Source organism: Sinomonas mesophila (assembly GCF_001999765.1).
Classification (GTDB): domain Bacteria; phylum Actinomycetota; class Actinomycetes; order Actinomycetales; family Micrococcaceae; genus Sinomonas; species Sinomonas mesophila.
Genome location: NZ_KV908324.1, coordinates 1 through 12,236 on the forward strand (window position 1 = coordinate 1; position 12,236 = coordinate 12,236).

The window sequence follows — 12,236 nt, forward strand, 5'->3', positions numbered from 1 at the left end:
GGACGCCGTCCACGCCGCCCTCGACGCCACGGCCGACCGGCCGACCCCGGAGGATCTCAAGGGCGTCTACGACATAGCCCACCGCACCCTGGACGAGGCCTCGCCCGTCCTCTACGGCCTGGGCTTCTTCACCGAGGCCGCGTACTTCGGCGAGGCGGAGACCATCTGGTCCTACGTTCCCCCCGGCCGGACGGCGCCGCAGCGGCTCGACATGGACCTCGAGTTCTACGACTTCGCCAGCACCCCCTGGTGGCCCCGCGAGGGCACGGAGCACGCCGTGCAGAGCAGCTACGCCTACGTGGACGCCAACGGCTCCAACGCCTACATCATCAGCTTCAGCAAGCGCGTCATGCGGGACGGGCAGGTGGCCGGCGCGGCCACGGCCGACGTCCTCATCAGCCACCTCCAGGCCGACTTCGCCCCGCTCCTCGACGCCCTGCCCCCGGGCTCGTGCATCGTGGACCAGCTCGACGTCGTCATCGCCACCAACGCCGGCAGCCTCATCGGCGAGGTCCTCACCCCCGAACGGAACGCCGGGCACACCCTCGACCTCCCAGCCGTCCCCTGGCGCCTCCACGTCGCCCCGCACAGCAGCTGACGGCAGACCGCTACCCGTGAGAGCTGACCTGCGGCGCGGCATGGTCGGACGCCGCGCTCCGACGGCGGGCAGGGTCCGTCAGCACTTTCGACCGGACGTCGATATCGTTGGACTCGGACTCCGTCGCCAACCGCCCTGGTCTATGTCAGCCTTGGAGGCCTGCTCGCGCTCCTCGTCCCGGGAACCCCTGAGGGCGGCCATTTAGGCAACGGGAGTTGTTTGGATGCGAGAGCCCCGAGGAACCGGCAGTCCTACTCAGTGGGCAGTGTCCTGGTTAGTCTGCCGGACTACTTGAGGAGCCTAGCCTCGCTGCAAGACCCTGCTGCAGGTGTTCAATGGCCGAGGTGATCCGCCGAGGCGTCCTAGTCACGGCAGGATACAGAGCAAATACATCGGCGCTGGGCGTCTCGATCTCCGGGAGAACGTGCTGAAGTACTCCTTGCTGGATCAGCGGATTGACGTGCCATGTGGAGCGCATGATCAATCCGATGCCCTGGACGCACCAGTTGGTCACCACGTCCCCATCGTCGCTGATCATGCTGCCCCTAACATCGACGTACTCGTGCCCGTCCGTCCCGAAGCGCCACAGCGAGTAATCGGGGTTGTTTTCACGCAGGACGATGCAGTTGTGCAGTTCCAAGTCCCTGATGGTCCGAAGCGGCGGGGCGCTCTCGATGTAGCTTGGCGCCGCGCACACAATCCTTCGGTTCCGGGCTAGGAGTTTCGCCTTGAGCCGTGAATCCGAGAGTCCTCCCACACGGATGGCGATGTCGAAACTAGTGCCAGAGATATTCAAAGGCAGCGGAGATAGCTGGAGGTCTATCTGGATCAGCGGATGCTGCCGCACGAACTCGCCCAACAGCGGTGCAATGTGCTTGCGGCCGATCCCTAGACTCGAATGCACGCTGATGCGTCCCTTGAGCTCACCATGCTGCACGGAGAGGGCTTCTTCGAGGTCGGTTTTCTGCTGCAGGATGGCCGCGGCCCCCGATGCGTAACGGTGGCCCTCTTCGGTGAGGGTCAGCCGACGCGTGCTGCGCCGGACCAGTGGCACTCCCAGCCGCGACTCAAGCCGGGCGAGGCGCTTGCTCACCGCGGACACCGACTTCCCCCAGTTCCTGGCCGCTTCGGTAAGGCTCTGTGAGCGGGAAATCTGTTCAAAAAACTCCAAATCATCGATCGCGGTGAGATCCATCTCCTGCTTCTTTCGTCATTGGAAACAACACATTGTCTCAGGCGCCCTTCTGGCGCCTCTTCTTGTAGCTTACGCTGATCAAACTGGAGGCGCAGGCAAGGGTTTGGCCCCACAGAAGCAGGCCTGGAACCGGGACGACGGCGTGCAACAAGGGAAAGCAGGGTAGAAGCATGACTGCACTCGAAACGGACGTTGTGATCGTCGGAGTAGGCTCGGTAGGAAGCATGGCGAGTTGGCAGATCGCCTCCCGCGGCCTGCGGGTCATCGGACTCGACCGGTTCTCGATCCCGGGCCCCTTCTCTGCCTACGCCGGGGAATCGAGGCTCTTCCGCAAGCTGTATGTGGAGGGCGGGCATTACACGCCCCTCCTGCAGAGAGCCCAGGATCTGTGGCGCGATCTGGAGAAGATCAGCGGGAGCGAGCTGCTCAGCACTACTGGCGCCGTCACGATCTATGACGAGCACAATCCGGGATTGGCGCCACTCCTTGCCGCCGCGCAGGACCATGGCCTCGACTACCAGCTTCTACGGGGCGATGAGGCCAGAGCAATGTATCCCGAGCATGTGATCAGGGACTCGGATGTTACCGTCTTTGACCCTGAGGGAGGCTACCTGCATCCGGAGAAGGCCGTGACTGCCGCCCTGCTGGAGGCTGCACGGCTAGGCGCCAAGTTCCTGGGCAACCGGAAAGCACACAGCATTGAGACGTACGGTGACCGCTACATTGTCCGGACCGATCACGAAGAAATCATTGCCTCTCGGGTGGTCATTTCGCAGGGCAACGGTGCCGGGGCGCTCTGCAAGGAACTCGGTGTTCACCTTGCCGTCCGGCCGCAGATCCTGACCTGGTTCCCGGCCGTGGATCCCTCAGCATTCTGCAGGGAAGACATGCCGGTCTTCATGAGGAGGGTTGAGGAGGCCGGGAGGTCGAACCCGGGCCGGTTCTACGGGTTCCCGAGCGCTGACGGTTGGACGATGAAAGTTGTCGGGAGCGTTTATCTGGACGAGGTTGAGTCCATGGAGAAGCCCCTCACGTGGGATCCGCAGTTCATGGAAACCATCAGGGCCTGGGTTCGTGAATTCCTTCCCGGACTGATTCCGGACCCGGTCCGGGTTGCCACGTGTGCGGACGGTCATCTGCCTGACACGACCGGCCTGTTCGGGCGCTTCCCCGGGATGGAGGGCGTCATCGCAGCGGCCGGCTTCTCAGGCCACGGCTTCAAGCTGGCCTCGGCACTGGGAGCCATCGCCGCCGATCTCCTGACGGACGGAACGACCGCCACCGACGTCGGTTTCATGAACCCCGCCAGATTCCGCGAAGGGGACACGCGACTCGCCTCACTGGCACTGAGCTAAGAGCAGCGATCCTCCAACCAGTGGTGAGCCCCTGTCTGGCGGCAATATTTTGAAGACCTAGCCCGCAAAATACAAAGAAAGAGATTCATCATGGCAGACACGAACTTCCGGCCGAAGTACATCTCTTATGATGTCTACGGCACGCTGATCAACTTCACTATTTATCCCACGACTCAGCGCCTGCTCGATGGCCGCATCCCCGACGAGCAGTGGCTGGCCTTCAAGAAGATTTTCCGTGCATACCGGTTCGACGAGGTTCAGGGTGACTACAAGCCCTACGAGCAGATCCTTCAGGACGCCTTTGACCGCGCCTGCAAGCGGTTTGGCATCGGGCCGACCCCCGGCGCCGGCGCAGAGCTCGCTCAGGCTGTGCGCGACGCCGTTGCCCACGAGGATGTGCCGGCTGCCCTGAAGCTCCAGGGCGACAACTACAAGCTGGTGGCTCTGTCCAACGCGGACAACAGCTTCCTCGACATCAGCATCCCCAAGCTCGGTGCAGAGTGGCACGCTGTCTTTACCGCTGAGCAGGCCGGAGCCTACAAGCCGCGCCTTCAGGCGTTCGAGTACATGCTGGACAGCCTGAACGCCAAGCCTGAGGACTTCCTGCATGTCTCCTCGCACCCCCTGTACGACCACATCCCGATGTTCAACCTGGGCTTCCGGGACCTCGTCATGCTGGACCGTGGCGCTGAACCCTTCGCTCCGGGCTACAACATCCACACTGTTCAGTCTCTGGACGAGCTGAACAAGCTCCTCGGTCTCTGAGAGAGCGGCCATTTCACCCTAAGACGCCTGCCAGCAACTGCTGGCAGGCGTCTTTGCACCGCCCGGGGTTCGCTTTTTCCATGGGCCTCGGGCTTCCGAGCTTCATCGTCATTCAGATGTCTGAAAGTCGCCCAGTGGTCTCGACCGCGAGCATGCCCCCGCCGACAATTACCCCTGCCTCTCCCCCGATTACGGCCTCCCATTTGAGAAGCGAAAGAAGCCGAAGATGTGATCGATGATCCGGAGCATTTGAAAAATTTTCCCGGCATCGCGCAGAATCATGCCCTGACCCCCGTGAACTTCATGAAGAGGAACCTCTCGTACTATGTCTGCCCGCATTCTGATCACCACGGACTACCTGCGCCCCGGAGACAAGGTTGACCGGCTCCTCCGAATGCATGGCCTCGATACCATCTACTCACCCTCGCGTGGACCGCGGACACATGCCGAGCGGCTATCGCTCTTCGATGGCGCCGCCGGTGCCATTCTGGCCAGTGAACCGGTCACCGCCGACATGCTCGCCGGTGCAGCTTCGCTGAAAGTCATCGCCCGCAGCGGTGTGGGCTACGACTCGATCGACATTGCAGCCGCCCAACGACACGGCATGCGGGTTTGCAACACCCCTGGGGTGAACCATGACGCGGTCGCAGAGATGACCATCGGCCTGATGGTTATGGCAGCACGAAGCCTCCCGAGTGTCATCCAATCGGTCAAGAACGGCCACTGGCCGCGCAGTGCCGGTCGTGAACTGCGGGGGGCCACTCTAGGCATCATTGGTTACGGACCCAGCGGCCGGGCCGTGGCACGGCTCGGCTGCGCCCTCGGAATGACAGTCATCGTCAGCACATCCCATCCGGTCCCCTCGGATTCCGCGGTCCGGTTCACCGATCTTCAGACGACGATTAGCGCGGCCGATTACCTCACCCTTCATACCCGCTCCGAGAGCTCCGCTCCCCCCCTCGTCGACCGCTCCTTCCTGCAGGCCATGAAATCTACTGCCATCCTCATTAACACTGCCCGCGGTTCCCTCATCGACGAAGGAGCACTGGCCGACGCCCTCTCCGTAGGCCAGATCGCAGGAGCGGCGCTCGATGTCGTCCAAAATGAACCACTGACCGCCAGCCACCGGCTCCGGGATATGGACAACGTCCTCATCACCTCCCATCTGGCCGGACAAACGATCGAGGCACGAGACCGCGCCGGCATCGCGGCCGCCCACGCGGTCATCGATGTTCTCGAAGGCCGCGAACCGATCCATGTCGTTGCCTGATTCCACATTGAATGGGATCAGGCAACGCCACGTCAGAAATCCGCGGAGGGCCAGCGGAGTGAACACGCTGGTCAGGTTGGGCCTCGACGGCGTCGCGGATGCGGCGGAGGTGTCCGGGTGGACCTGTGCCCGTCGAAGATGGCTTCGCGGGCACGGTTCTCCCTGGGCGGTCAGCGTCTTGCCGTCGCGGGCGGCTCTCGTATGGGGGTAGGCCCACTCGGCCCGCCAGGAGCCCGGATGCTGGTCGACGTCCCAGCCGGGTTCGGCGCGCAGGCTCACGGGCGGGCTCGAGAAGCACGCCAAGCTCGGCCTCCCTTTGCGCCGAGCCTACGTGCTCCGCGACGCTGACGCCCGCGCACCTACTCCGCGATCTGCACCGCCGTAGCCCCCAAGGCCGTCCGCACCCCTCTGATGAACGCCACACGGCGGCATGAGAACACCCTCAATAGTCCGTGAAACAGCACCTGTAGTCCGTGAAACAGCACCTGTCGGAGGACCTAGCCGCGGTTCAGAAGGAGCTCGGCGATCAGGTCATGTTCGAACTCGTCTCGGCCGGCGACCACGCAGAGGGACAAAGGTGTGGCGGTCTCTGGGCGCGCTGTTGGGGACGAAACGGCGAATGAATGTTGCCGTTGTCGCTGCGAAGAGCGACAGGAGAAGCCAGGGAGGGAATGCAGTGATTGACGGCCTGTAGGCCAGTTCGTAGAGCGGGGCCAGGGCCGCATTGCCGAAGACGACGGCGAGACCTCCTGCAGTGGCGAGCAGCCCGTAATAGGCGCCTGTAGGGCGCCCGGCGGCGAACTCCATGACCAGCCCCATGGCCATGGGCATCACGCACATATTCCCGAGGGCAAGACCTGTGACGAGCAAGAGGGCCGGCAACATGGGGAGACCGCTTGGCGGAGGGATGACAGCCAAGGCTGCCATGGAAGCGAAGCCAAGGGACTGCAGGGCAAAGCCGAGGGGAAGTGCGACATCTGGTCCGGCTTTGCGCATGAGCCGCGCTATGGGCCACTGAAGGGTGATAGTCAGGACCGATGCGTAGGCAAAGACCACTGCCAACGCACTTGCTCCTGCTCCGCTGCGCTCCAGTTCCACTGGCATCCCGAAATACAGCTGGTTGGTCGCCAGGAGATTGACGCTGTAGAAGGCCGCGAACCGGACGAACTGCTTCTCCCTAAGGCAGGACCATAGGCCCAACGCCGGTGAGGAGGCGGTCTTCCTGCCTGCTGTTTTGGGGGCGTCACGATGTGACCTCGGCAGGAAGCACAGGAATACTGCAGCCATGACAGCAAAGACACCTGCCCCGACCAGAAGGGCGGTGTCAAAGCCCGTTTTGAGTAGAAGAGTTGCCAAGAGCGGGCCTACAACGGTGCCTACTTCGCCGCAGACCACCAACAATGAAAAGAGTGTGGATCCATGGTTTTTCCGTGCGGCAGCGCAGTGTGCGGGGTCGTCCTGTCTGCCGCCTTTCTCGGCGAAGCGCCGTTCGGCAACAGAGGCCACAAGACTTTGCATCGCAGGAGCAAACAGTGCCCCACCAATGCCCGTCACCACGGCGCCCAAGAGGAATAGGGGGAAGTCCGATGCCCACGCCAAAAGCAGAAAGCCCGCGACCCGTACCAGGCAACCCGCAATCATTGACTGCCGCGCTCCCCATCGATCGGCAAGCGCCCCACCGAAAAGGAACAATCCTTGCTGTGCAAAGGTGCGCGCGCCAAGAACGATCCCGACCGCCAAGGTTCCCATGCCGAAGTCGTCCCGCATGACGCCTGCGAGGAACGGCACCACGGAATAGAAGCCGATATGGAAAATCAACTGGCTGGCCAGCAACAGTTGCGGGGCAGGTCCAGCAGTGACAAGACCTAGCTGCACGGTCCTAGGCACGCCCTGCGCAGAGGTGGGCAATCTGTGCGGGCTGGAGGGGCCGGATCGCGTGGCCTTGCAGGAGGAAGAAGAGGCGGGCGGTCTCTTCCACTTCCTCAACAGCGTCCACTGCTTGTGCCAGGGAGGGCGCGGAGACGATCGGCCCGTGGTTCGCCAGCAGCAGGGCCCGGCTTGAGACTGCGGCCCTTTCGGCAGTCTCGCCCAGCCCGTGGTCGCCGGGTGCGAAGTAGGGCAACCGGACCAGCCGCCCGACCCTCATGACGAAGTAGGCCGTCAAGGGCGGCAGGACGTCATCGTCGTCCACGTCGTCCAGGCACGAGAGCGCTGTGGCGTAGGTGGAATGCACATGGGCTGCTGCGTGGTCCTGGGGCCTCGCCCGGTACATCGCCAAATGCAGGAATGCCTCCTTGGACGGGCGGCCGCCGGAAAGGTGTTCGCCGGCGTCCGAAACCATGGCCAGGTCGTCTGTTCTGAGTTCACCCAGCGAGACGTTGGTTGGGGTGACCAGCATTCCGCCAGCAACGCGTACGCTCAGGTTCCCGGACGTTCCCCTGGTGAAGCCTCTCTGGTGCAAGGACCTGGCCAAGCGGACGAGTTCGTTGCGGCTGTCCACGTCGGTCACCGATCGTGGTCCCATGCGTCAAGGAAGAGTCGCGGGTCTCCAAGGTTCCCGGACTTGAGCAGGATGGCCAGCTCGTCGTCGGCTTCCGTCGTCAGCCACGGCACGCCAGGGGTGACTTCCCTGCCGACACGGGCTGTGCTGATGCCGAGGCTGCGGACGACAGCCCCGGAAGTTTCTCCGCCGGCGACGATCAGTTGTCGACAGCCCAGGCGGATGAGCCCTTCGGCGATCGTGGAGAGGCTCTCCTCGGTCATCTCGGCGGCCCGGGCCCGGCCCAGCTGCCCCTGGACCCTCGATACCTCCTCCGGGGAGGCGGTGGAATGGATCAGGACCGGGCCGTCCTCCATGTTCTTGCGCGCGAAGTCAAGCGCTTCGCCGACCACGTCCTGTCCTTCAGCGATGGCGACAGGGTCGACGAGGAAGCAGGGGCGTGACTGGCGGAACGTGTCGATCTGGGCTCTCGTCATCTCCGAGCAGCTGCCTGCGACGATCGCTGCCGGACCTGCTGGCCGGGTCACCCGCGCCGATTCTGGTTGAACGCGGGACCCACGGGCAATCGCCAGCCCGCCAACCAGCCCTGATCCTCCGGTGACAAGCGGATGATCGAGCAGCGCGGCACCCAGCACTGTCAGATGGCGGTCATCGAGGGTGTCGACGACGGCGTACCCGATGGACGCGGTGCTCAGGGCTTGGAAGTGCGCTTGGACTGCCGCCGCACCGGCTTCGATTGCGTTGTAGCCAACGTGACCGACGAGGGTCTTGGTCTGCGCCTGCAGGAGCCTCGGCACGTTCGAGCCGGACATCGGGGTCAGCGGGTGGTGGCGCATGGAGGATTCCTGCAGGAGGTCCATGCCAGCGAACAGCACACCGTTGTACACAGTCCGGCCCAGGGCCGGAGTACCCGGAGCAACCACCGTGACCTGGCCGTCCGAGACGAACTCGTTGCGCAGCGCGTCTGCCACGGGACCGATGTTGCCTTCGGCGGTTGAGTCGAACGTCGAGCAGTACTTGAAATAGAGCTGCTGAACGCCCCACGACTTGAGGGCGTGCGCCGCCGCCAGAGACTCCTCCACAGCCTCGGCGGCGGGCACGCTGCGGGTCTTCAGGGAGATGACGATGCAGTCGACGTCGTGCAGCTGCATCGACGGCTCGGGAATGCCGAAGGTCTGCACCACACGCATCCCGGCACGCACAAGGGTGCCGGCCACGTCGGAGGCACCCGTGTAATCATCGGCGATAACCCCGAGCCACGGGACATCGGCTTTCGTTGGGGTGTTTGACATGGCCGGAATCCTTCTCCGATAGAAGCGTTTTCTTATGAGTCTTTGGAGGGGAAGATCGTGCTGAGCTGGGTCATGCCCGAGTCAGGGGACGTAAGGACGATCGGTCCTCCAGGCTGTTCTTGGGTGCGCTTGACGACACGGGCCATGGACGCTTGGGCGAGAACGACGACGTCGCACTCCGCTGCCAGTTCCAAGAATGCGGCGAGGACCAACGTGTCATGCATCTTCCGGTCCCCCGCGCGCAGGGCGTCGAATGCGCCGTCCACCTTTCTGGCTGTAATGGCGGGCGACTTGTTGTGCCTCTCGGCTGCGGCTTGGACGAGCCGGGTAGTGGGTCCAAGAGTCGCCGACACGGTCGCGATCACGCCGATCCTGTCGCCGGATGCTACGGCCAGATCGGCCATCGGGGTGTCGATGCGCAGGACAGGAATGGAGACAAAGTCCTGGGCGGCGGTTGCCGCTTCGCCGATGGAGGAGCAGCTCACCAACAATGCCTGCGCACCTGATTCCTCCGCATAGCGGGCATAGTTGACCAGTCGCCGACGAACATGTCGTGGTGTCGTGCCCTTGGCCACGGTGTCTCGGAGCAACGACTCGTCGACATAGTGCAGGACGCGGAGGCCGGGAACCGCGTCCGCGGCCCGGGCTTCCATATCCGTCACCAGGCCGGGGACTGTATGCAGCATTGCAAGCAGCGGGGTGTCGTTCACTGTTGGGGCTCCCACGGGTTACTTGTCCAGAGTCACTGACAGGGCGAGGGATCGATGATGCTCGACGGTGAGCTCACGATCTTCTTTCTTTGAGGGCGAACGAGACTGTGGAATCGCCCCTAGTCAGTCGAGGCTGGGATTTTCTTGACAACAAACACCTTGCGAAGCGTTTCGTGGATGGTCCACGTGCCCTCCCAGCCGGCAGGAGTCACGAGCAGGGTTCGCGGGCCGATGTCAAAGCTCGTGCCATCCGCTTCGGTGATGGTGGCGGACCCACTCAAGATCTGACAGATCTCGTCGTAGCCGGGGCGGGTGCTCTTGGACACTCCCGGAGTTGCCTCCCAGATGCCCACCTTGAAGTCGTCCTTGGTCCACAGACGGAAAGACACTTCCGTCTGGCCGGGGGTCAGCGAGGCTTCCTTCGGCTTGCGCTCCCCCGGATCCGCGGTGGTTGCGTCACTCATGACGGTCGCCTTGACCATGGCTGCTCCCTTTCGTCTTTGAGCCGCTCGTGCGATCGTCCCGATTCCGGGACTGCACTGCGTCCAGCCAGACGAACGTAGCAAACAAGAAGACGCTGGCGGACTGCCTCAAGGGCAACACGTTATTTCTGCTGACGAAAGAAATGCAGTGGTCACTGCATTTCCGGGCCGCGCACCATTCTTGCCTTCAGGGAAACAATGCATTGTCCCGGGAGGGCTCAACCCGGCTCTTCTTGGCTGATACGTTCTGTGACTGGAAGCAGAACAAACCCCCTGAAGACGGACTCAAGGATGCGACAGAAGGAGCAGTTTTGATCAAGGCCACCGTTTTGAAGGACGCAACCACCGCGGACCCGGGAGAGCACACTCCCAAGGAGAACTCGGTGACGCCCGGCCAGACGGATGTGTCCTTCCGCCTGTGGGCCAGGGACGACTTCAAGGTGGGCATCTGGGAGGCAACCCCGGGAGTGTCCAAGACCGTCCGGCAGAATGACGAGATCTGCCAGATTCTGAGCGGGTCCGCCACCATCACCGAAGCGGATGGCACCAGCTTTGACATCGGTCCGGGAACCCTGTTCGTGATGCCGGCGGGCTGGGAGGGTACGTGGATTATCCACGAAACCGTCCGCAAGATGTGGGTCGTGAGGGACGTGCCCGCCTCTGCTGAGTAGCCAGCTAGAATCCCGCCGCCTTGCAGAAATGCGCGCGGGTCGTCCCCAAGGGGGACGACCCGCGCAAGATGAGATTGTCAGGCTGGAAGGCTGACTCTCAGGTCAATCGAGCTCAGTCGAAGCCGTGGCAGTAGACCTTGCGGACGGTCTCGAGGACCTCCCAGCGGCCCGTCCAGCCCTTGGGCTGCACGACCACGTCGCCGGCCGAGACCTCGTAGACGTTGCCGGAGCCATTGTCGGTGACCCGCACGCGGCCGCTCACGATGTAGCACACCTCGGTGTCCTCGCGAGGGGTGATGTTCCAACCGCCGGGCTGGCACTCCCAGACACCGGTCTTGAAGGCGGTGTCGAACTTCAGGATGGCCGTCTTGGGGTCACCCGAGTCGTAGCCGGCGCGGTGGCCGTTGGGCTCGAGCTCACCCTGGATCTTGTCTGCAGGCACGTAAACGTAAGGCTGCATGAAGCCTCTCCTCCTCGTAGATCGTCAATTGTCGACAATACTAAGGCCCCCCGAAGGTGATGTCTAGGAGGAGATGGCGATGGGAATGCTGTGGTGACATTACTTGAAGCGGGGGTCAAGAGATGCCCTTGGCCCCTCTCCCCACGGTCCTGAGAGGGTCAACACACGTCGTAGAGCAGCTGGTCCCCCGCCACCCGGACGCCCTCGGTCGGCGGATGCGCCACGCATCGCCCCCGGAGGCATGAGGTGGGACACGTCGGCACCCTCGAGCAGCGCAGCGTGGTCGGCGATCAGCCGACGATGACACCGCCACCACACCGTCTCGCTGCACATGATGGCTGTGCGGTGCTCTGCTGCTTCCGCAAGCACACCCGACAACGCGGCGATAAAGTCCGGTGTACGCATGTAGGCGGCAGGGCGACGTCGGGTGACCCGGCCGGGAGCTTGCGGAACCCACCCAACCGCCTCTCCCAGCGGTACGCGATCCCAGCCGCAGGCAACCACGCTTCCAGCTCTCCCCTGCCGAAGTGCGGGTGCTTCCGACTGCTTGGCCCGATCCGCACGTCGATGATGGAGGCGACCTCTGCCGCCCGCAGCAGGCGCTGGAAGTCCTCTGCAGTTGCGGCGCCGTGGCCAACCGTGAGCAGCAGCGTGCGCGCGGCCGTCATGGTCAGAGCCTACTGCCACGCCTGATCCGCGTCGTTGTGAGGTCCTGGCCCGTCCGGGTCTTCACGCGCTCGATCTCGATGAACCACGGGCCTATCACGCCGTCGCAGACGACGTCGCAGTGCCCGGCCAGGCGCCCGGCGGCTCGCGCTGCGGCTTCGACGACGGCGGTGTTCTGGTCGTGCGCAGCTGGCATCTAGGGCGGAACGACGCCTTGCCGGAGGAACGCGAAGGAGCGGTCCCCCTCGACGAGGGCACTCGTTGCGAAGCGA

Annotated in this window: 15 protein-coding genes and 1 pseudogene; 5 read left to right on the forward strand and 11 right to left on the reverse strand. The window is 63.6% G+C overall.

Annotation, left to right across the window (positions count from 1 at the left end; translation table 11 throughout):
* A partial coding sequence (locus BV907_RS18690) for a PDC sensor domain-containing protein (RefSeq protein WP_077488421.1) occupies positions 1-598 on the forward strand: 598 nt, incomplete at its 5' end.
* A 274-nt stretch (positions 599-872) separates the two neighbouring features.
* On the opposite strand, the gene BV907_RS03835 is transcribed toward BV907_RS18690, so the two are convergent.
* On the reverse strand, positions 873-1,793 hold the full coding sequence (locus tag BV907_RS03835) for a LysR substrate-binding domain-containing protein (protein WP_077488422.1): 921 nt from the start codon (positions 1,791-1,793) through the stop codon (positions 873-875).
* A gap of 170 nt (positions 1,794-1,963) precedes the next feature.
* Here BV907_RS03835 and solA point away from each other — a divergent pair, with 170 nt between their 5' ends.
* The 3 genes from solA to BV907_RS03850 all read left to right on the forward strand — a co-directional run bounded on the left by solA (position 1,964) and on the right by BV907_RS03850 (position 5,183).
* Positions 1,964-3,148, forward strand: a complete 1,185-nt coding sequence (solA, locus tag BV907_RS03840; RefSeq protein WP_077488423.1) for an N-methyl-L-tryptophan oxidase — start codon at positions 1,964-1,966, stop codon at positions 3,146-3,148.
* A 90-nt stretch (positions 3,149-3,238) separates the two neighbouring features.
* Complete coding sequence (locus tag BV907_RS03845) at positions 3,239-3,913, forward strand: haloacid dehalogenase type II (protein ID WP_077488424.1); 675 nt, start codon at positions 3,239-3,241, stop codon at positions 3,911-3,913.
* Positions 3,914-4,238: 325 nt separating this feature from the next.
* Entirely contained in the window at positions 4,239-5,183 is a 945-nt protein-coding gene (locus tag BV907_RS03850) for a phosphoglycerate dehydrogenase (RefSeq protein ID WP_077488425.1), read from the forward strand.
* 107 nt (positions 5,184-5,290) lie between these two features.
* Here the strand turns inward: BV907_RS03850 and BV907_RS19745 are convergent.
* From BV907_RS19745 to BV907_RS03875, 6 genes and pseudogenes are all read right to left on the reverse strand, one after another.
* Positions 5,291-5,456 (reverse strand): annotated as a pseudogene (locus tag BV907_RS19745) (IS1634 family transposase); the annotation flags it as partial.
* A 258-nt stretch (positions 5,457-5,714) separates the two neighbouring features.
* Complete coding sequence (locus tag BV907_RS03855; protein WP_245827784.1) at positions 5,715-7,016, reverse strand: MFS transporter; 1,302 nt, start codon at positions 7,014-7,016, stop codon at positions 5,715-5,717.
* 46 nt (positions 7,017-7,062) lie between these two features.
* A complete protein-coding gene (otnC, locus tag BV907_RS03860) occupies positions 7,063-7,707 on the reverse strand; it encodes a 3-oxo-tetronate 4-phosphate decarboxylase (protein ID WP_077488427.1) in 645 nt (214 codons plus the stop codon).
* A complete protein-coding gene (gene otnK / locus BV907_RS03865) occupies positions 7,689-8,975 on the reverse strand; it encodes a 3-oxo-tetronate kinase (RefSeq protein ID WP_077488428.1) in 1,287 nt (428 codons plus the stop codon). Before otnK ends, otnC begins: the two co-directional genes overlap by 19 nt.
* Before the next feature lie 32 nt (positions 8,976-9,007).
* The gene (locus BV907_RS03870) at positions 9,008-9,685 is read right to left on the reverse strand and encodes an aspartate/glutamate racemase family protein (RefSeq protein WP_139346594.1); all 678 of its coding nucleotides are present in this window, start codon (positions 9,683-9,685) and stop codon (positions 9,008-9,010) included.
* A 119-nt stretch (positions 9,686-9,804) separates the two neighbouring features.
* Positions 9,805-10,167: a cupin domain-containing protein gene (locus tag BV907_RS03875; protein ID WP_077488430.1), complete on the reverse strand. Its 363-nt coding sequence runs from the start codon at positions 10,165-10,167 to the stop codon at positions 9,805-9,807.
* A gap of 311 nt (positions 10,168-10,478) precedes the next feature.
* Here BV907_RS03875 and BV907_RS03880 point away from each other — a divergent pair, with 311 nt between their 5' ends.
* Positions 10,479-10,838, forward strand: coding sequence for a cupin domain-containing protein (locus BV907_RS03880; RefSeq protein ID WP_077488431.1), 360 nt, complete (start codon positions 10,479-10,481; stop codon positions 10,836-10,838).
* A gap of 112 nt (positions 10,839-10,950) precedes the next feature.
* Here the strand turns inward: BV907_RS03880 and BV907_RS03885 are convergent, their stop codons facing one another.
* The 4 genes from BV907_RS03885 to BV907_RS03895 form a co-directional block, all read right to left on the reverse strand.
* A complete protein-coding gene (locus BV907_RS03885; RefSeq protein ID WP_077488432.1) occupies positions 10,951-11,298 on the reverse strand; it encodes a cupin domain-containing protein in 348 nt (115 codons plus the stop codon).
* 99 nt (positions 11,299-11,397) lie between these two features.
* Positions 11,398-11,703 carry a DUF488 family protein gene (locus BV907_RS19750; RefSeq protein ID WP_217697882.1) on the reverse strand — a complete coding sequence of 102 codons (306 nt, stop codon included), beginning with the start codon at positions 11,701-11,703 and terminating at the stop codon, positions 11,398-11,400.
* Entirely contained in the window at positions 11,589-11,966 is a 378-nt protein-coding gene (locus BV907_RS19755) for a DUF488 family protein (RefSeq protein ID WP_217697883.1), read from the reverse strand. The genes BV907_RS19750 and BV907_RS19755 overlap by 115 nt, the downstream gene beginning before the upstream one ends.
* Before the next feature lie 2 nt (positions 11,967-11,968).
* Positions 11,969-12,160, reverse strand: a complete 192-nt coding sequence (locus BV907_RS03895; RefSeq protein ID WP_077488433.1) for a hypothetical protein — start codon at positions 12,158-12,160, stop codon at positions 11,969-11,971.
* Positions 12,161-12,236: the final 76 nt, after the last annotated feature.